Raw genomic sequence first — 19958 nt, forward strand, 5'->3', positions numbered from 1 at the left:
TGAAATTCAGCTTTGCGCGGTACTGACCATTTTTCTCGCGTGTGCCAGTGACTCCTTGGTGAGGTCGACGCCGCCGAGCATGCGGGCGATTTCTTCCACGCGCTGTTCGCAAGCCAAGTGCGCGACGGCGGTGTGGGTGGCATCGCTGTCGCGGGCCTTGTGCACAAACAGATGGTGATGGCCTTGGGCGGCGACCTGGGGTAGGTGGGTGACGGTGAGCACCTGGCCGCGTTCGCCGAGGCGGCGCAGCAGTTGCCCGACCACCTCGGCGGTGGGGCCGCCGATGCCGACGTCCACTTCATCGAAGACCAGGGTGGGCACCCGCGAGGTTTGGGCGGTGATCACCTGAATCGCCAGGCTGATACGTGACAGTTCGCCGCCGGAGGCGACTTTGGCCAGCGCTTTGAGCGGCAGGCCAGGGTTGGCGCTGACCAGTAATTCCACCTGCTCAAGACCCTGGGGGTGCGGCTCGGCACCGCTGGTACTGCGTAACTCAATATTGAAGCGCCCGCCGGGCATGCCTAGGCGCTGGATTTCGGCTTCCACGGCGGCGGCCAGAGAGCTGGCAGCGTTCTGTCGTAGTTGGCTTAGCTCGCTGGCTTTTTCCTGGTAGTGGCGGGCGTAAGCGGCCAGCTCCTCGGCCAAGCGTTCGGTGGCTTGATCGTCGGCATTCAGGCCTTCGAGTTCATCAAACAATTGCTGCTGCAGTGCGCTCAGTTCGCTCGGTTGAATCCGGTGTTTGCGCGCCAGGGTGTAGATGATGTCGAGGCGTTCTTCCAGCAGTTGCTGGCGGGCCGGGTCGGCGTCGAAGTGATCGAGAAAGCGGTTGAGCTCGCCGACCGCCTCTTCGACCTGAATCTGTGCGCTGGCCAGCAGGTTGACGGCCTCGCCAATAGCGCCGGCGCTGCTGTTAAAAGGCGCGAGGCGCTGCAGGCTGGAGGTCAGGGTCGAGAGCACATTGCCGCTGTCGTGTTCGCTGCAGTGTTCAAGTACCAGTCGGCAGGCGCTGAGCAGGCTTTCGGCATTGGTCAGGGCTTTGTAGTCCTGCTCCAGTTGGTTCAATTCGCTGTCGCCGAGGGCGAGGTTGTCCAGCTCTTCAAGCTGGTAGCTGAGCAGTTGATGGCGAGCGCGTTGCTCGTCGCTGGCGCTGGATAGGCGCTCCAGTTCGCTGCGGGTTTGTCGCCAGCGCTGCGCCGCCAGTTGCACCTGGCGGGCCAGTTCCTGGCTGCCGGCGTATTCGTCCAGCAGGCGGCGATGGGTGTCGGGTTTGAGTAGGGACTGGTGTTCGTGCTGGTTGTGAATATCAATCAGCAACTCGCCGAGGGCCTTGAGGTCGCCCTGTGGGCAGGGCGAGCCATTGATGTAGCTGCGCGAGCGGCCCTCGGCGGTGATCACCCGCCGTAGGATGCAGGGGCCGTCGTGATCGAGGTCGCGTTCGGCCAACCAAGCGCGGGCGTCGGCAATGTTAGTGAGATCAAAGCTGGCCAGAATATCGGCCTTATCGGCGCCGGGGCGCACCACGCCGCTGTCGGCGCGATCCCCCAGGGCGAGGCCGAGGGCGTCGAGCATGATCGATTTACCGGCGCCGGTTTCGCCGGTAATCACCGACATGCCGGCGTGCAGTTCGAGGTCGAGGTGCTCGACTATGGCGTAGTTGTGTACAGCAAGATGCACCAGCATGGCGGCAGCTCCCAAGGCTTTGTCTGGTTATTTATACAGTGTTTTGTTTGCTGCTGACAATCCTTGTTGGCCCTTGAAGCTGAAGAATTTGTCCCCATATTTAGGGCTGAAATGCGGGTTGAGGCTCGGCATTGTTACGGCATTGTTATATGAGAGGAGAGACGCATGGCTGACGAACAGAACCTTGATGCGCAAGCCTTCGAAGCGAATTCGACGGCTGATGGCGGATCGAGCGACGATCTAGTGGTTCGCGTGCAGGCGCTTGAAGAGCAGTTGGCGAGTGCCCACGATCAGGCTTTGCGGGTTGCGGCTGATTTGCAAAACGTGCGCCGCCGCGCCGAGCAGGATGTTGAAAAAGCCCACAAGTTTGCCTTGGAGCGGTTTGCCAGCGACTTGCTGCCGGTGGTTGATAGTCTTGAACGTGGCCTTGAGCTGTCGAACCCGGACGATGAAGCGATCAAGCCTGTCCGTGAAGGTCTGGAGCTGACCCTGAAGTTGTTCCAGGACACTCTCAAGCGCTATCAGTTGGAAACGCTGGATCCCCACGGCGCGCCGTTTAACGCCGAGCATCACCAGGCCATGGCCATGCAGGAAAGCACCCATGCAGAGCCCAACAGCGTGCTCAAGGTGTTCCAGAAGGGCTATTTGCTCAATGGTCGTCTGTTGCGTCCGGCGATGGTAGTGGTCAGTAAGGCGCCGAGTGAGGCGCCGCCGTCCATCGACGAGCAGGCTTGAAATTTAGTCCTCAGGCCCCATCTATTGGCTAAGGCCTGAATGTATACCAAGGCGCTTTTGTGGCAGCTGGGCGGCCACGAAACAGTCAAAAAAAATTACTACAGAATTTTGGAGAGTGAAGATGGGCAGAATTATCGGTATCGACCTTGGGACTACTAACTCCTGCGTTTCGGTCATGGAAAACGGTGTCGTTAAAGTTATCGAGAACGCCGAAGGCACCCGTACCACGCCGTCGATCATTGCCTACGCGGCGGATGGCGAGATCTTGGTCGGTCAGTCGGCTAAGCGCCAGGCGGTGACCAATCCGCACAACACCCTGTACGCGGTGAAGCGTTTGATCGGTCGTCGCTTCGAAGAGGAAGTGGTTCAGAAAGACATTAAGATGGTGCCTTACAAGATTGCCAAGGCAGACAACGGCGATGCTTGGGTTGAAGTGAACGGCCAGAAAATGTCGCCGCCACAAATCTCGGCTGAAATTCTGAAAAAAATGAAGAAGACCGCCGAAGACTATCTTGGCGAGTCAGTAACCGAGGCGGTGATCACAGTTCCTGCGTATTTCAACGACAGTCAGCGTCAGGCGACCAAAGACGCCGGTCGGATCGCCGGTCTGGATGTTAAGCGGATCATCAACGAACCAACCGCAGCCGCTCTGGCGTACGGCATGGACAAGGCCAAGGGCGATCATACCGTGATCGTTTATGACTTGGGTGGCGGTACGTTCGACGTTTCCGTGATCGAAATCGCCGAAGTCGATGGCGAGCATCAGTTCGAAGTGTTGGCCACTAACGGTGACACCTTCTTGGGCGGTGAAGACTTCGATATACGCCTGATCGACTATCTGGTTGACGAATTCAAGAAAGACAGCGGCATGAACCTTAAGGGTGATCCGTTGGCCATGCAGCGCCTGAAAGAAGCCGCTGAAAAAGCCAAAATCGAGCTGTCTTCGAGCCTACAGACCGACGTGAACCTGCCGTACATCACCGCAGACGCCACCGGCCCTAAGCACTTGAACGTGAAAATCTCCCGCGCCAAGCTCGAAGCGCTGGTCGAGGATCTGGTTCAACGCACCATCGAGCCTTGCCGTATCGCTTTGAAGGACTCCGGTATCGACATTGGCAAGATCGACGACGTGATTCTGGTCGGTGGCCAGACCCGTATGCCGTTGGTGCAGAAGCTGGTGACCGAGTTCTTCGGTAAAGAAGCCCGTAAAGACGTTAACCCGGATGAAGCTGTGGCCATGGGCGCAGCTATTCAAGCCGCGGTATTGTCTGGTGATGTTAAGGACGTGTTGTTGCTCGACGTTAGCCCGCTGACCCTAGGTATCGAAACCATGGGTGGCGTGATGACTGCGCTGATTGAGAAGAACACCACTATTCCGACCAAGAAGTCGCAAGTGTTCTCCACCGCCGATGACAACCAGGGCGCCGTGACCATTCACGTGCTGCAGGGCGAGCGTAAGCAAGCCGCCAGCAACAAGTCGCTGGGCAAGTTTGACCTGGCCGAGATTCCGCCGGCGCCACGTGGCGTGCCGCAGATCGAAGTGACTTTCGATATCGATGCCAACGGCATCCTGCACGTATCGGCCAAAGACAAAGCCACTGGCAAGCAGCAGTCGGTGATCATCAAGGCTAACTCGGGTCTGTCTGAGGAAGAAATTGCCCAGATGGTGCGCGATGCCGAGACTAACGCCGAAGAAGATCGCAAGTTCGAAGAGCTGGCAGCGGCGCGTAATCAGGGCGACCAATTGGTTCACGCCACGCGCAAGATGCTGGTTGAAGCCGCTGACAAAGTGACTGCTGACGAGAAAGTCGCAATCGAGAAGGCTTCTGCCGAGCTCGAAGTGGCGATCAAAGGCGACGACAAAGAAGCCATTGAGGCCAAGATGAACGCTCTGTCGGAAGCCACCACGCCGCTGGCGCAAAAAATGTACGCCGAGCAACCCCAGGCAGCCGACGCGGCAGCTCCGGGTGCTGAGGCCGCAGCGGGCGCGGATGATGTGGTCGATGCTGAGTTTGAAGAGGTTAAAGAGCACAAATAAGCATCCGCTAACTTTCGCTCTAGCCTGTTGCGACTGCGGTCGTAATGGGCAGAATACGCCGCGCGGGAGCTTGCTCCCGCGTTGGCGTGTCTGGTGGTGGCGATTTGCAGCAGTTGATTTGCGGTAGCTGATTTGAGAGAGCAGGAAGGTTATGGCCAAGCGTGATTATTACGAAACACTCGGTGTTGAACGTGGCGCTAGCGAGGCAGAGCTGAAAAAAGCTTACCGGCGGCTAGCCATGAAGCACCACCCGGATCGCAATCCGGACGATAAGTCGGCCGAAGAGAAATTCAAGGAGGCCAATGCCGCCTACGAAATTCTCTCCGATGCCAGCAAGCGCGCGGCTTACGATCAGTACGGCCATGCCGGTGTTGACCCGCAGATGGGTGGCGGCGGCGGTGGTGGCGGTAATGGCAACTTCTCCGATATTTTCGGCGATGTGTTCAGTGATTTCTTCGGTGGCGCTCGCGGCGGTTCCCGTGGCGGCGCCCAGCGTGGCAGCGATTTGCGCTACACCCTGGAGCTGGATCTGGAAGAGGCGGTGCGTGGCACTACCGTGACCATTCGCGTGCCAACCCTGGTCAGCTGCAAGCCGTGCGATGGTTCTGGGGCGAAAAAAGGCACCAGCCCGATCACCTGCACCACCTGTGGCGGTATCGGTCAGGTGCGCATGCAGCAGGGCTTCTTCTCGGTGCAGCAAACCTGCCCGCGTTGTCATGGCAATGGCAAGATGATTGCCGATCCATGTACCAGTTGCCATGGTCAGGGTCGCGTTGAAGAGCACAAAACCCTGTCGGTGAAAGTCCCGGCTGGAGTTGATACCGGTGATCGTATTCGTCTGACCGGTGAAGGTGAGGCAGGCAGTCTGGGCGGTCCGACTGGCGATCTGTATGTGGTGGTGAATGTGCGTGAACACGCGATCTTCCAGCGTGACGGCAAGCACCTGTACTGCGAAGTACCGATCAGCTTTGCCGATGCAGCTCTCGGTGGTGAACTGGAAGTGCCGACGCTGGACGGTCGGGTTAAGTTGAAAATTCCCGATGGCACTCAGACCGGCAAGATGTTTCGTTTACGCGGCAAAGGTGTGGCGCCGGTGCGCGGCGGTGGTGCTGGCGATTTGATGTGCAAGGTAACGGTCGAAACGCCGGTGCAGCTGAATAAGCGTCAGCGCGAATTGCTCGAAGAGTTTCGCGGATCGTTGCTCGGTGATACGGCGCACTCGCCGAAAGCCAATGGCTGGTTTGAAGGGGTGAAGCGTTTCTTCGGCGACGTGTAAAAGCCTTTTTAATATCTGCTGCGCTTGGTGATGCTTCGTTGAAAACAGGCTCGGAAAGCGCCTTGGCGCTAACGTGCTTTAGCGCGGCCCGGAGGGTGAGTGAAACGAGTACTGCTCATTTACGGTGCTGTCCTCGCCTGTTTGATTCGCTTCGCTCACCCTGCGGGCCAGCCTTCGGCTGTTACTGTGTTGCGCCTTGCCTGACCTGCGCTCGCGACGATCTAAAAAGGTTTTAAATAATCAGCAGTAAGTCGCCGCTGTGCGGTTTGCGGCTTTGGCTGAACAGTTGGGAGCTGGATATATGCGACGTATAGCCGTAGTGGGCGCCGCCGGGCGCATGGGCAAGACCCTGATCGAGGCCGTCGGCCAGACGGATGCGCGTTTGACCGCAGCGGTTGATCGCCCGGATAGCAGCTTGATTGGCGCCGATGCCGGTGAGTTGGCGGCGCTGGGTAAGTTGGGTGTGCCGCTGTCGGCCGATTTGGCGGCGGTGCTGGAGCAGTTCGATGTGCTGATCGACTTCACTCATCCCTCGGTGACCTTGCGTAACTTGGCGCTCTGTCGGCAGGCTGGCAAGGCCATGGTTATCGGTACTACCGGTTTTAGCCTGGAAGAAAAGCAGCTGCTGGCCGAGGCTGGTAAAGAGATTCCAATCGTCTTTGCTGCCAACTTCAGCGTCGGCGTTAATCTTTGCCTGAAGCTGCTGGATACCGCCGCAAGAGTGCTGGGTGATGAGGTTGATATCGAGATCATCGAAGCCCATCACCGGCACAAGGTCGACGCACCTTCGGGTACGGCGCTACGCATGGGCGAGGTGGTGGCGCAGGCCTTGGGTCGCGATTTAGCTGAAGTGGCCGTGTATGGTCGCGAAGGTCAAACCGGCGCTCGCGAGCGGCAGACCATTGGCTTTGCCACCGTGCGCGCAGGCGATGTGGTCGGTGATCACACGGTCTTGTTTGCCAGTGATGGCGAGCGCGTAGAAATCACCCATAAAGCCTCCAGTCGGATGACTTTCGCCAAGGGTGCAGTGCGCGCAGCATTGTGGCTCGAGGGGCGCGTAGCCGGGCTCTACGACATGCAGGATGTGCTGGATCTGCGCTAATCTGGCCGGCAGGCGTTGATAGCGGTAGACCAAAAAGGCGTTTTTCTATAAGCTACAGCTTTAGTGTGTCCACTAAAAGTTGCGCAAAATGAATCAGATAAAAAAGCGGGGTGACGGTCAACACGTCATCCCGCTTTTTTACAATTTGCGTTTGCTTCAAGCTTTGCTTTACCGGAGGTCTTCTTGACTAAGTCAGCCCTTAAACCTGCCATTTTAGCCCTTGCTGATGGCAGCATTTTTCGCGGTGATGCCATTGGAGCCGACGGTCAGACCGTTGGTGAGGTGGTTTTTAACACTGCCATGACCGGTTATCAGGAAATCCTCACCGATCCTTCCTACGCCCAGCAAATCGTTACCCTGACCTATCCGCACATCGGCAATACCGGCACTAATCCGGGGGATGCCGAGTCCACGCGCGTCTGGTCGGCAGGTTTGGTGATTCGTGATCTGCCGCTGGTGGCCAGCAACTGGCGCCACACCCAGACGCTGCCTGAGTACCTGAAAGAGCATGGTGTCGTGGCCATTGCCGGTATCGATACCCGCCGCCTGACCCGCATCTTGCGTGAGAAAGGCGCTCAGAACGGCTGTATCTTGGTCGGCGCCGATGCCACCGAAGAGCGGGCGCTCGAATTGGCGCGCAGCTTCCCCGGTATCAAGGGTATGGACCTGGCCAAGGTGGTTTGCGCCACTGAACGCTACGAGTGGCGTTCCAGTGTCTGGGATCTGGCCAGCAACGAACATGCGGAAATCGCCGCCAGTCAACTGCCCTACCATGTGGTGGTGTATGACTTTGGCGTTAAGCAGAACATCTTGCGCATGCTGGTTGAGCGCGGTTGCCGCCTGACCGTGGTGCCGGCGCAAACCCCGGCGGCCGAGGTTCTGGCGCTCAAGCCGGATGGCGTGCTGTTGTCCAACGGCCCAGGCGATCCTGAGCCGTGCGACTACGCGATCAAGGCGATTCAAGAACTGCTGCAAACCGAAATTCCGCTATTCGGCATCTGTCTTGGCCATCAACTGCTGGCTCTGGCCTGTGGTGCCAAGACCGTGAAAATGGTTAACGGCCACCATGGTGCCAACCACCCGGTGCAAGACCTGAAAACCGGCGTGGTGATGATCACCAGTCAGAACCACGGTTTTGCTGTGGATGAGGTGAGCTTGCCGGCTAATTTGCGGGCGACCCACAAGTCGCTGTTTGACGGCACCCTGCAAGGCGTTGAGCGCACCGATAAGGTCGCCTTCAGCTTTCAAGGGCACCCGGAAGCCAGCCCAGGCCCGACCGATGTAGCGCCATTGTTTGATCGCTTTATCGAGTCGATGGCCAAGCAGCGCTAGGCAGTTACAGCAGCATTGTGTTGCGGGCGTCTAGGCAAGGCGCCCGCAGCAGCAAGACCCAAACGTACATGCAGCGCGCCAGGCTTTAACCCCCGCTTGCCGCAACACCACCGCGCGGCGGTTAACCCAGTGAGCCAGCTGACCAAAGGATTCGAGAGAAGACCATGCCAAAACGTACAGACATTAAAAGCATCCTGATTCTCGGCGCCGGCCCCATTGTGATCGGCCAAGCCTGCGAATTTGACTACTCTGGCGCCCAGGCCTGTAAGGCGCTGCGCGAAGAGGGTTATCGGGTCATTCTGGTGAACTCCAACCCAGCCACCATCATGACCGATCCGGACATGGCGGACGCCACCTACATCGAGCCGATCAAATGGTCGACTGTGGCCAAGATCATCGAAAAAGAGCGCCCGGACGCCTTGCTGCCAACCATGGGCGGCCAGACGGCGCTGAACTGCGCCCTCGATCTGGAAATGCACGGTGTTCTGAAGAAGTTTGGCGTTGAGATGATCGGCGCTAACGCCGACACCATCGACAAGGCGGAAAACCGCTCGCGTTTCGACAAGGCGATGAAAGACATCGGCCTGGCGTGCCCGGTTTCCGGCATTGCCCACAGCATGGACGAGGCCTACGTGGTCCTCGAAAAAGTCGGCTTTCCGTGCATCATTCGGCCGTCTTTCACCATGGGCGGCACCGGTGGTGGCATCGCCTATAACCGAGAGGAATTTGAGGAGATTTGTGCTCGCGGTATCGACTTGTCGCCAACCAGCGAATTGCTGATCGACGAATCCCTGATCGGCTGGAAAGAGTACGAGATGGAGGTTGTTCGCGATAAGAACGACAACTGCATCATCGTCTGCACCATCGAAAACTTCGACCCGATGGGCGTGCACACCGGCGACTCAATCACCGTAGCTCCGGCGCAAACCCTGACCGACAAGGAATACCAGATCCTGCGTAACGCCTCCCTGGCGGTATTGCGCGAGATCGGCGTGGAAACCGGCGGCTCCAACGTGCAGTTCGGTATCTGTCCGGACACCGGCCGTATGGTAGTGATCGAGATGAACCCGCGGGTATCTCGTTCCTCGGCGCTGGCCTCGAAAGCCACCGGCTTCCCGATTGCGAAAATTGCCGCCAAATTGGCCGTCGGTTACACCCTCGACGAGTTGCAGAACGACATCACTGGCGGCCGCACCCCTGCTTCGTTTGAGCCGTCCATCGACTATGTAGTGACCAAACTGCCGCGCTTTGCCTTCGAGAAATTCCCCAAGGCCGATGCCCGTCTGACCACTCAGATGAAGTCGGTGGGCGAGGTCATGGCCATCGGCCGGACCTTCCAGGAATCGATGCAAAAAGCCCTGCGCGGCCTGGAAGTCGGGGTTAACGGCTTCGACCCTATGGTCGATCCGAGCAACCCGGAAGCCGCCAGCATTCTGCGCCGCGAATTGACCGTGCCAGGCGCCGAGCGCATCTGGTATGTGGCCGACGCCTTCCGCGCCGGCATGAGCTGCGACGATATCTACGCCCTGACCAAGATCGACCATTGGTTCCTGGTGCAGATCGAAGACCTGATCAAAGACGAGGCCCATGTACAGACCTTGGGTCTGGCCTCGATTGATCATGGGCTGATGCTCAAGCTCAAACGCAAAGGTTTCTCCGATGCGCGCCTGGCCAAGCTGCTCGGTGTGACCGAGAAGAACCTGCGCAACCATCGGCACAAGCTGAAGGTGTTGCCGGTGTACAAGCGCGTCGACACCTGCGCCGCCGAGTTCGCCACCGACACCGCCTATCTTTACTCGACCTACGAGGAAGAGTGCGAAGCCAAGCCGACCGGCCGTGACAAGATCATGATCCTGGGCGGTGGTCCGAACCGTATCGGCCAGGGTATCGAGTTCGACTACTGCTGTGTGCACGCCGCCTTGGCGCTGCGGGCCGATGGTTATGAAACCATCATGGTCAACTGCAACCCAGAAACTGTGTCCACCGACTACGACACCTCGGACCGTTTGTATTTTGAGCCGGTAACCCTGGAAGACGTGCTGGAAATCGTCCGTATCGAGCAACCGAAAGGCGTCATCGTGCAGTACGGCGGCCAGACTCCGCTGAAGCTCGCCCGCGCCCTGGAAGAGGCTGGCGTGCCGATTATCGGCACCTCGCCGGATGCAATCGACCGCGCCGAAGACCGCGAGCGTTTCCAGCAGATGGTCCAGCGCTTGAATCTGCGCCAGCCCGCCAACCTCACTGCGCGCAGCGAAGACGAAGCGCTGGCGGCATCCAAGACTATCGGTTATCCCTTGGTGGTGCGGCCGTCCTATGTGTTGGGCGGGCGGGCGATGGAAATCGTCTACGAAGAAGAAGAGCTGCGTCGCTATATGCGCGAAGCGGTGAAGGTTTCCAACGACAGCCCGGTGCTGCTCGATCACTTCCTGAATTGCGCGATTGAAGTGGATATCGATGCGGTCTGCGATGGTGAGCAAGTGGTGATCGGCGCGATCATGCAGCACATCGAGCAGGCCGGTGTGCACTCCGGCGACTCGGCGTGCTCCTTGCCGCCGTACTCGCTGCCCGCGCATATCCAGGATGAGATCCGCGATCAGGTCAAGAAAATGGCCATCGAACTCGGCGTGGTCGGTTTGATGAACGTGCAGATGGCGGTGCAGGGCGAGGATATCTTCGTTATCGAAGTTAATCCGCGCGCTTCGCGTACCGTACCGTTCGTGTCCAAGTGCATCGGCATCTCGCTGGCGATGATCGCCGCACGAGTAATGGCCGGCAAGACCCTGGCTGAAGTGGGTTTCACCAAAGAAATCATTCCGAACTTCTACAGCGTCAAGGAAGCGGTATTCCCGTTCGCCAAGTTCCCCGGCGTTGACCCGATCCTCGGCCCAGAAATGAAGTCGACCGGTGAAGTGATGGGCGTTGGCGACACCTTCGGTGAGGCCTTTGCCAAGGCCCAATTGGGCGCCAGTGAGATCCTGCCCAACAGCGGTTGCGCCTTTATCAGCGTGCGCGATGACGACAAGCCGTTGGTGGCCGAGTTGGCGCGCAGCCTGATTGAACTGGGCTTTGAGGTGGTTGCCACCTCGGGCACCGCCAAGATGATCGAGGCGGTCGGTTTGCCGGTGCGCCGCGTCAACAAGGTTACCGAAGGTCGTCCGCACGTTGTCGACATGATCAAAAATGACGAAGTCACCCTGATCATCAACACCACCGAAGGGCGTCAGTCGATTGCTGACTCCTATTCCATTCGTCGTAATGCTCTGCAACACCGGATTTGCTGCACCACCACCTTGGCGGCGGGCGAGGCAATCTGTGAGGCGTTGAAGTTTGGTCCAGAGAAGACCGTGCGCCGCTTGCAGGATCTGCATGCAGGACTCAAGGCATGACTAAATACCCAATGACACTCCAGGGCGCTCGCGCCTTGGAAGACGAACTGCAGCACCTGACCAAGGTTGTGCGGCCCAAACTCAGCCAGGACATCGGCACCGCCCGTGAGCTGGGGGACTTGAAAGAGAACGCCGAGTATCACGCTGCTCGCGAGCAGCAAGGCATGGTCGAGGCGCGGATTCGCGATATCGAAGGCCGTCTGCAAAATGCTCAGGTGATTGATGTGGCGGCGATCCCGCGCACCGGCAAGGTGATTTTCGGCACCACGGTGGAAATCGCTAACGTCGAAACTGATGATCGGGTGACCTACCAGATCGTCGGCGAAGACGAAGCGGACATTAAGTCCGGCAAGATCTCAGTCGGCTCACCTATTGCTCGCGCCTTGATCGCCAAGGAAGAGGGCGATGTGGTGGTGGTCAGAACGCCGAGTGGTGTGGTCGAGTACGAAATTGTCGAAGTCCGCCATCTTTAGGCGCGAGCCGTATCGGGCCGGCGCCGTTACTTGGCAGCTGGCCCAGACGTTTTGGGTTGGCGGTTTGTGGCTACTGCATTTTGTGGTGTTGCCAGGCTTGCGTGAAATCGGCTTGGCGGGCCTGCTGGTCGACGATCTCAGTGCTCGACTTAAGCCTGTGCTGGTCGGCTTTGCGCTGGTCGGCGCTGCGTTGCAGCTGTTGGTGTTGGTGCAGGCCGAGGGCGTTGCGAGTGGCTGGCGAGATTTTCGTGGGCAGCTGCTAATGGCGGTGCTGGTGTTGGCGGGGGTGTATTTCGCGCTGCTGCAGTGGTTGCCGCTGGCGGCGTGGTGGCTGCAGTTCAGTTACCTGCTGTTGGCATTTTGCGGCTTATTGCTGGTGTTGCAGGCGGTGCCGTCAAGCGCGGCAATCAGGGCGCGTCGAGCGCGCCACTGAAGGCCGAGGATTAGACGTGCCGGCTAACGTTGGACAGTTGCTTGTTGGCTTGCGGGTTCTTGCGATAGATCAGCGCCATTTTGCCGATGACCTGTACCAATTCACTTTTGGCCGTTTTGCACAGCTCGGCAATCACTGCCAAACGGTCTTCGCGCACGGTGATACGCAACTGGATTTTAATCAGTTCGTGGTCGCTGAGCGCACGCTCCAACTCGGCGGTGACACCTTCGGTCAAGCCATTGTCGGCAATAGTGACTACCGGCTTTAAATGGTGGCCGATGGATTTGTACTGTTTCTTCTGCTCCTGGGTGAGCGGCATAATCTGATTCCTGCGTCTGATCTGGTAAAAAGCGGCGTTCAGTTTACCCGAGCCACTCGTGGCCCGCCCGCTTATTCATAGAACGCTAATGCAGCAAGCTATTCACGATTCGTTATTTTTGAGGTGCCAAGTGGCCCGTTCCAAGACTAGCCAGAACTGGCTTAGAGAGCATTTCAACGACCCCTTCGTGAAGATGGCGCAAAAGGACGGCTACCGTTCGCGTGCCAGCTACAAGCTGCTGGAGATCCAGGAGAAGGATCGGATTTTGCGCCCCGGTAATGTCGTTATCGATCTGGGCGCGGCCCCTGGCGGCTGGTCGCAAGTCACCAGTCGGGTGCTGGGCGATAAGGGCCGCTTGATTGCCTCGGACATTCTGGAGATGGACAGCATCGAGGATGTGACCTTTATTCAGGGCGACTTTACCGAAGAGGCGGTGCTGGCGCAGATCCTGGCGGCCGTCGGCAATCAGCCGGTTGACCTTGTGATTTCTGATATGGCCCCCAATATGAGTGGAGTAAGGATGGCCGATCAGGCGCGCGCAATGTATCTGTGCGAGTTGGCGCTGGATCTGGCTGGGCAAGTGTTACGCCCCGGTGGTGATTTTCTGATCAAGATTTTCCAAGGTGAAGGCTTTGATCAGTACCACAAGCAGGTGCGGCAAATGTTCGAGAAAGTGCAGATGCGCAAGCCGCTTTCCTCGAGGGATCGCTCGCGTGAGCAGTACCTGCTGGCACGCGGATTTCGCGGTGGCGCAAGTGCGGAGTAAGCGCACTTTGGCCTGTGACTGATTAGCCAATATGGTTGCTGGTCAGTGCGGCTGAGGCGACGGATTCATAAAGGGTTACAGACGGCGCCTGCCAGTGGTGGGGGTTGTGTAGTAAGTTAGGCCGGTAAATCAACCAGCCGTCATGCGAAGCACGGTCCCAGCGCGCGGCCTGCTACAGAGGGTAGTTAATTGAACGATATGGCAAAAAACCTGATCCTTTGGGTGATTATCGCTGCTGTCCTGGTGACGGTAATGAGCAATTTCTCCGGCCAGCCGGAGAGTCATAAGCTCAATTATTCCGACTTCATTCAGCAAGTTCAGGAAGGCAAGGTTAAAGAGGTGACCGTCAACGGCTACCTGATCAAAGCCAAGAGTACTGATGGCGGCTCCTTTGAAATTGTCCGCCCGGCGATTGCCGATAACGGCCTCATTAAAGACCTGATGGATAACAATGTCGCCATCGTTGGCGAGCAGCCTGAACAGCAAAGCATTTGGATGCAGTTGCTGGTGGCGAGCTTCCCGATTCTGGTGATGATTGCCGTATTTATGTTCCTGATGCGCCAGATGCAAGGCGGCGCAGGTGGTAAAGGCGGGCCGATGAGTTTCGGCAAGAGCAAGGCGCGCTTGCTCTCGGAAGATCAGGTCAAGACCACTTTTGCTGACGTCGCCGGTTGCGATGAGGCCAAAGAAGAAGTCGGTGAGCTGGTTGAGTTTTTGCGTGATCCGGGCAAGTTCCAGCGCTTGGGTGGTCGTATTCCCCGTGGTGTGCTGATGGTTGGCTCGCCTGGTACTGGTAAAACCCTGCTGGCCAAAGCCGTGGCTGGCGAAGCCAAAGTGCCGTTCTTCACCATTTCCGGTTCGGATTTTGTCGAGATGTTTGTCGGCGTGGGCGCTAGTCGTGTGCGCGACATGTTCGAGCAGGCGAAGAAACACGCCCCCTGCATTATTTTTATCGACGAGATCGATGCGGTTGGTCGCCATCGTGGTGCTGGCATGGGCGGCGGTCACGACGAGCGTGAGCAGACCCTCAACCAGTTACTGGTGGAGATGGACGGCTTTGAAATGAATGACGGCATTATCGTGATTGCCGCCACAAACCGCCCAGACGTGCTCGATCCGGCACTGCTGCGCCCAGGTCGTTTCGACCGGCAGGTGGTGGTTGGTCTGCCGGATATTCGCGGTCGTGAGCAAATTTTGCAGGTGCACGTACGCAAGGTGCCGATTGGCGAAGATGTGAAGCCTGAAGTGATTGCTCGCGGTACCCCGGGTTTCTCTGGTGCCGATTTGGCCAACCTGGTCAACGAGGCTGCACTGTTTGCTGCGCGCGCCGGTAAGCGCACCGTTGAGATGAAAGAGTTTGAGTTGGCTAAAGACAAAATCATGATGGGCGCCGAGCGCAAGTCGATGGTGATGTCGGAAAAAGAAAAGCTCAATACTGCCTATCATGAGGCCGGGCACGCCATCGTTGGGCGCATCGTCCCTGAGCATGATCCGGTTTATAAAGTCTCGATCATTCCGCGTGGCCGGGCGCTGGGCGTGACCATGTTCCTGCCTGAGGAAGATCGTTACAGTCTGTCCAAGCGAGCGCTGACCAGTCAGATTTGTTCGTTGTTTGGTGGGCGAATTGCCGAAGAAATGACCCTGGGTTTTGATGGCGTCACCACTGGTGCCTCCAACGACATCATGCGTGCCACGCAGCTGGCGCGGAACATGGTGACCAAGTGGGGCTTGTCGGAAAAGCTCGGGCCGTTGATGTATGCCGAGGAAGATGGCGAGGTGTTCCTTGGGCGTAGCATGGGCAGCCAGCAAAGCAGTGTGTCGGCGGATACCGCCAAGCTGATCGACTCGGAAATCCGCAGTCTTATCGACCATTGCTATGCAACCGCCAAGCAAATTTTGGCCGATAACCGCGACAAGCTGAATGTCATGGCTGAAGCCTTGATGAAGTATGAAACCATCGATGCCGAGCAAATCGAAGACATCATGACCGGGCGAGTTGTGCGTGAGCCAAAAGACTGGTCGGATGGTTCGGGCACCTCGTCGGGTACGCCAGTTGTTGTCGAGGTGGCTGAGCGAACCGATACGCCTATCGGTGGCCCGGCTGGCGAGCATTAAGGTTTTTCCATGACCGCGTTGCAGTGCCCAACCCGATTGCCTTGCGGCAATCGGGTTCTTGATTTAACCCGTCCGCAGGTGATGGGTATTCTCAATGTCACCCCAGATTCTTTCTCCGATGGCGGGCGCTTTCATTTGCGCGATGCCGCTTTGCGGCATGCTGAAGCCATGCTGGCGGCTGGCGCCAGTCTGATCGATATTGGTGGTGAGTCGACGCGTCCTGGTGCGCTGCCGGTGTCTGCTGAGCAGGAGTTACAGCGTGTGGCGCCGATTGTTGAGGCGATCGCCGCAGAGTTGGATGTGATCATTTCCGTAGACACTTCGACACCTGCGGTCATGTTCGAGGCTGCGCGCTTGGGTGCCGGCTTAATAAATGATGTGCGTGCGTTACGCCGCGAGGGCGCGCTGGCGGCGGCGGCGGCCACGGGTTTGCCGGTGTGCTTGATGCATATGCAGGGCGAGCCGGGCAACATGCAGCAAAACCCGCTGTACCAGGATTTGCTTGGCGAGGTTCACGGTTTCTTTGTTGAGCGCCTGGCGGCCTGTGCGGCTGCTGGCATCCCTGCAGGGCGGCTGGTGCTTGATCCGGGTTTTGGGTTTGCGAAAGATTTGCAACACAACTTGAGCCTATTCAAGCATCTTGAGAGGCTGCATGAGTTCGGTTTGCCGTTGCTCGTTGGGGTGTCGCGCAAAAGCATGATTGGCCAGACTTTAGGGCGTGATGTTGATCAGCGTCTGGCCGGTGGTTTGGCTTTGGCGGCCCTGGCGCTGGCCAAGGGCGCGAAAATTTTGCGAGTGCATGATGTGCTTGAAACGGTTGATTTAGTACGCATGCTTGCTGCGGTTGAAGCGGCGGAATAAGAAGGGCAAAAGCAGATGAGTAGGAAGTATTTTGGTACCGATGGCATTCGTGGCCGGGTTGGTGTTTATCCGATCACTCCGGATTTTATGCTTAAGCTCGGTTGGGCCGCTGGTATGGCGTTTCGTCAGCATGGTATTTGCAAGGTGCTGGTCGGCAAAGATACGCGGATCTCTGGCTATATGTTTGAGTCGGCGCTGGAGGCTGGGTTGTCGGCTGCTGGCGCCGATGTGATGTTGTTGGGGCCGATGCCAACGCCGGCGATTGCCTATTTGACGCGCACCTTTCATGCGCAGGCGGGCATTGTGATCAGTGCCTCGCACAATCCGCACTACGACAATGGCATTAAATTTTTCTCCGGTGCGGGCACTAAGCTGCCGGATGAGATCGAGTTGCTGATTGAGCAATTACTCGATGCGCCTATGGAGGTGGTTGAGTCGGCGCAGCTGGGTAAGGTTTCGCGAATTAACGACGCGGCCGGTCGCTATATCGAATTTTGTAAAAGCAGCGTGCCTAGCAGTACCGACTTTGCCGGTCTCAAGCTGGTGCTCGACTGCGCTAACGGTGCGGCCTATAAGGTGGCGCCTAGTGTATTTCGTGAGTTGGGCGCGCAGGTGTCGGTATTGTCGGCGCAGCCTAATGGCCTAAATATCAATGATCAATGCGGTTCCACTCATTTGCAGGCTTTGCAAGCTGCGGTAGTAGCAGAGCGGGCTGACTTGGGTATTGCCTTCGATGGTGATGCTGATCGGGTGTTGATGGTCGACCATATGGGCGCCATTGTTGATGGTGATGAGCTGCTGTTTATCATCGCTCGCGACTTGCAGGAGCGTGGTCGCCTGCAGGGCGGCGTGGTCGGCACCCTAATGAGTAACCTGGGCCTTGAGTTGGCCTTGGCTGAGCTTGAAATTCCCTTTGTGCGGGCCGGGGTCGGTGATAGGTACGTGATAGCTGAGTTGCAGGAGCGCAACTGGCAGCTGGGTGGCGAGAATTCTGGTCATATCGTCTGCTTCCAGCACACCACCACCGGGGACGCCATTATTGCCGCGCTGCAGGTGTTGATGGCGCTCAAACGTGCGGGTCTCAGTCTGGCCGAGGCGCGTGGTAGCGTGCAGAAATGTCCGCAGGTGTTAATTAATGTGCGCTTTGCGGGCGGTATCGATCCGCTTGAACATCCGCAGGTAAAGGCCGCTTGCGCCGATGTGACTGAGCGAATGGCGGGGCGTGGGCGGGTGCTGTTGCGTAAATCCGGTACTGAGCCATTACTGCGGGTGATGGTTGAGGGCGAGGATGGCGCGCAGGTACGTGCCTATGCCGAACTGTTGGCGAGTGTTGTCACGCAGGTATGTGCCTGATTCGCTTGCCAGTTTGCCGGCTGTTGGGTACCATCTGCGGCCAATTTGATCGATGAGCTTGAGCATGCGTCGCCCCTTGGTTGCTGGTAACTGGAAAATGCACGGTACCCGCGCCAGCGTCGCTGAGCTGATCGAAGGTCTGCGTCATCAGGTTTTGCCGGGTGATGTTGATGTTGCAGTATTTCCGACCTGCCTACATGTGGGGCAAGTGGTCGCCGGCCTTGAGGGTGGTGTGATCGCTGTCGGTGCGCAAAATTGTGCGGTTGAGTCAATGCCGGGTGCATTAACCGGTGAAGTGGCTGCTAGTCAGTTGCTAGACGCCGGTTGTAGCTTGGTTTTGGTTGGCCACTCTGAGCGTCGCCTGTTGCTGGGTGATAGCGATGAAGTGGTGGTACGAAAGTTTGCCGCGGCTCAGGCTTGTGGTTTGCTGCCGGTGCTTTGCCTTGGTGAGACATTGGCGCAGCGCGAGGCTGGTCAGACGCTTGAAGTGGTCGCTCGTCAGTTGAGTGGCGTGCTTGAAGAGTTGGGGGTTGGTGCTTTTGCTAATGCGGTGATCGCGTACGAGCCTGTTTGGGCTATTGGTACGGGGTTGACGGCTTCTGCGCAGCAAGCGCAAGAGGTGCATGCGGCAATACGCGGACAGTTGGCGGCGGAAAATGCCGAAATTGCCGGCGGGGTGCGAATTCTCTATGGCGGTAGTGTGAAAGCGGTAAATGCGGTTGAGTTGTTCGGCATGCCGGATATCGATGGGGGGCTGATTGGTGGTGCCTCCCTGAATGCAGATGAGTTCGGGGCGATCTGTCGCGCCGCAGGAAACTGAGAAATGCTGGAAACAGTCGTAGTTGTAATTCACTTGTTGGGCGCGCTTGGCGTTATTGCTTTGGTGTTGCTGCAGCATGGTAAGGGTGCGGATGCTGGCGCCTCGTTTGGTGCTGGGGCTTCGGGTACCGTATTCGGTAGTCAAGGTTCTGCTACCTTTCTTAGTCGAGTTACTGCTATACTAGCGGCCGCTTTTTTCGTAACTAGCTTGGGTTTAGGTTTTTTTGCTAAAGAAAAATCTATTACTGCGGGTGATGTTGGTCTGCCGGCTCCGGCAGTGATGGAAGTGCCGCAAGAAAAACCGGCTACTGATGATGTGCCGGTGCTTGACGCGCAGAAGCCAGCAGCCGATCCGGTTGATGTGCCAAAAGCGGTAGAGCAAAAGTAATACAGGTTTTTGCCGTGGTGGTGGAATTGGTAGACACGCTACCTTGAGGTGGTAGTGGCCTTTGGCTGTAGGGGTTCGAGTCCCCTCCTCGGTACCAAATCAAGAAGGCCCGCAGATTGCGGGCCTTCTTGTTGCTGAAGCTTGGATTGACCCAGATATGGGTTCAGTCGTATACTTCGGCCCAGCTTTAAAGCAGGGTTGCGCTAGTTGGAAGCTGGTTGAGCTTGTTGTTCACTGGTTTTCAATTTGTTTGACGCTCCTGCGCAGTAGTGTGGAGCCCCTTTTTAGGGGCTTTTTGCTAGATGGATGATTCTTGTCGTCAGAGTTTCAGGCGGCGTAAATGAATGGGCGCTTCGCCCATTTTTTATTTGTACGGCATGCGCGAGGAGTTCATGTGTCGAGCAAGCTAGAAGAGTTGCAGGCCTTGCTGGCTCCAGTGGTCGAATCCCTGGGCTACCAATGCTGGGGTATCGAGTTCCTGTCGCAAGGTCGACACTCGCTGTTGCGAGTGTATGTCGATCATGCCAATGGCATTTTGGTGGAAGACTGCGAAGCGGTCAGCCGCCAAATTAGCGGTGTTCTCGATGTTGAGGACCCGATTGCAGCTGAATATACCCTAGAGGTTTCCTCGCCAGGTATGGATCGGCCGCTGTTTACCATTGAGCAGTTTGCGCTGCATGCCGGTGAGCAAGTGAAGATCAAATTGCGCTCACCCTTTGACGGGCGACGCAACTTTCAGGGCCTTCTCCGTGGGGTGGAGGAGCAAGACGTGGTGGTGCTGGTTGATGACCACGAGTTCTTGTTGCCGATCGATTTGATCGATAAGGCCAATATAATTCCCCGGTTTGATTGAGACGCGGATCCCGCGGATCCAATGGATTG

17 protein-coding genes and 1 tRNA gene are annotated in these 19958 nt (G+C 57.6%); 16 read left to right on the top strand and 2 right to left on the bottom strand.

What is annotated here, in order from left to right; all coding sequences use genetic code 11:
• Positions 1–6: 6 nt before the first annotated feature.
• Positions 7–1680 (bottom strand): DNA repair protein RecN, encoded by a 1674-nt coding sequence (recN, locus tag Q8R10_RS12470; protein WP_305654150.1) that lies wholly within the window; start codon positions 1678–1680, stop codon positions 7–9.
• A 165-nt stretch (positions 1681–1845) separates the two neighbouring features.
• Here recN and grpE point away from each other — a divergent pair, with 165 nt between their 5' ends.
• The 8 genes from grpE (at position 1846) to Q8R10_RS12510 (ending at position 12455) form a co-directional block, all read left to right on the top strand.
• Entirely contained in the window at positions 1846–2415 is a 570-nt protein-coding gene (gene grpE / locus Q8R10_RS12475) for a nucleotide exchange factor GrpE (protein ID WP_305654151.1), read from the top strand.
• 121 nt (positions 2416–2536) lie between these two features.
• Positions 2537–4453: a molecular chaperone DnaK gene (gene dnaK, locus Q8R10_RS12480; protein WP_305654152.1), complete on the top strand. Its 1917-nt coding sequence runs from the start codon at positions 2537–2539 to the stop codon at positions 4451–4453.
• A 151-nt stretch (positions 4454–4604) separates the two neighbouring features.
• Positions 4605–5729, top strand: coding sequence for a molecular chaperone DnaJ (dnaJ, locus tag Q8R10_RS12485; RefSeq protein ID WP_305654153.1), 1125 nt, complete (start codon positions 4605–4607; stop codon positions 5727–5729).
• Positions 5730–6030: 301 nt separating this feature from the next.
• Positions 6031–6831, top strand: coding sequence for a 4-hydroxy-tetrahydrodipicolinate reductase (gene dapB / locus Q8R10_RS12490; protein ID WP_305654154.1), 801 nt, complete (start codon positions 6031–6033; stop codon positions 6829–6831).
• 183 nt (positions 6832–7014) lie between these two features.
• Positions 7015–8163 (top strand): glutamine-hydrolyzing carbamoyl-phosphate synthase small subunit, encoded by a 1149-nt coding sequence (carA, locus tag Q8R10_RS12495; protein WP_305654155.1) that lies wholly within the window; start codon positions 7015–7017, stop codon positions 8161–8163.
• Positions 8164–8327: 164 nt separating this feature from the next.
• On the top strand, positions 8328–11549 hold the full coding sequence (gene carB, locus Q8R10_RS12500) for a carbamoyl-phosphate synthase large subunit (protein WP_305654156.1): 3222 nt from the start codon (positions 8328–8330) through the stop codon (positions 11547–11549).
• Entirely contained in the window at positions 11546–12022 is a 477-nt protein-coding gene (gene greA, locus Q8R10_RS12505) for a transcription elongation factor GreA (protein WP_305654157.1), read from the top strand. Before carB ends, greA begins: the two co-directional genes overlap by 4 nt.
• Positions 12000–12455 (top strand): DUF4149 domain-containing protein, encoded by a 456-nt coding sequence (locus Q8R10_RS12510; protein WP_305654158.1) that lies wholly within the window; start codon positions 12000–12002, stop codon positions 12453–12455. The genes greA and Q8R10_RS12510 overlap by 23 nt, the downstream gene beginning before the upstream one ends.
• Before the next feature lie 10 nt (positions 12456–12465).
• Here Q8R10_RS12510 and yhbY read toward each other — a convergent pair whose 3' ends face one another.
• Positions 12466–12774, bottom strand: coding sequence for a ribosome assembly RNA-binding protein YhbY (gene yhbY, locus Q8R10_RS12515; RefSeq protein WP_305654159.1), 309 nt, complete (start codon positions 12772–12774; stop codon positions 12466–12468).
• Positions 12775–12904: 130 nt separating this feature from the next.
• On the opposite strand from yhbY, the gene rlmE reads away from it, so the two are divergent.
• The 8 genes from rlmE (at position 12905) to rimP (ending at position 19929) form a co-directional block, all read left to right on the top strand.
• The gene (gene rlmE, locus Q8R10_RS12520; RefSeq protein ID WP_305654160.1) at positions 12905–13540 is read left to right on the top strand and encodes a 23S rRNA (uridine(2552)-2'-O)-methyltransferase RlmE; all 636 of its coding nucleotides are present in this window, start codon (positions 12905–12907) and stop codon (positions 13538–13540) included.
• A gap of 198 nt (positions 13541–13738) precedes the next feature.
• Positions 13739–15655: an ATP-dependent zinc metalloprotease FtsH gene (ftsH, locus tag Q8R10_RS12525; RefSeq protein ID WP_305654223.1), complete on the top strand. Its 1917-nt coding sequence runs from the start codon at positions 13739–13741 to the stop codon at positions 15653–15655.
• Positions 15656–15664: 9 nt separating this feature from the next.
• Positions 15665–16516: a dihydropteroate synthase gene (gene folP / locus Q8R10_RS12530; protein ID WP_305654161.1), complete on the top strand. Its 852-nt coding sequence runs from the start codon at positions 15665–15667 to the stop codon at positions 16514–16516.
• Positions 16517–16531: 15 nt separating this feature from the next.
• Positions 16532–17869, top strand: coding sequence for a phosphoglucosamine mutase (glmM, locus tag Q8R10_RS12535; protein ID WP_305654162.1), 1338 nt, complete (start codon positions 16532–16534; stop codon positions 17867–17869).
• A gap of 64 nt (positions 17870–17933) precedes the next feature.
• A complete protein-coding gene (gene tpiA, locus Q8R10_RS12540; protein WP_305654163.1) occupies positions 17934–18689 on the top strand; it encodes a triose-phosphate isomerase in 756 nt (251 codons plus the stop codon).
• A gap of 3 nt (positions 18690–18692) precedes the next feature.
• Entirely contained in the window at positions 18693–19076 is a 384-nt protein-coding gene (gene secG, locus Q8R10_RS12545; protein ID WP_305654164.1) for a preprotein translocase subunit SecG, read from the top strand.
• Positions 19077–19087: 11 nt separating this feature from the next.
• Positions 19088–19173 (top strand) — tRNA-Leu (locus tag Q8R10_RS12550).
• Positions 19174–19470: 297 nt separating this feature from the next.
• The gene (gene rimP, locus Q8R10_RS12555; protein WP_305654165.1) at positions 19471–19929 is read left to right on the top strand and encodes a ribosome maturation factor RimP; all 459 of its coding nucleotides are present in this window, start codon (positions 19471–19473) and stop codon (positions 19927–19929) included.
• The last annotated feature ends 29 nt before the right edge of the window (positions 19930–19958 follow it).

This window comes from Pseudomonas sp. (assembly GCF_030698175.1).
Taxonomy (GTDB): domain Bacteria; phylum Pseudomonadota; class Gammaproteobacteria; order Pseudomonadales; family Pseudomonadaceae; genus Aquipseudomonas.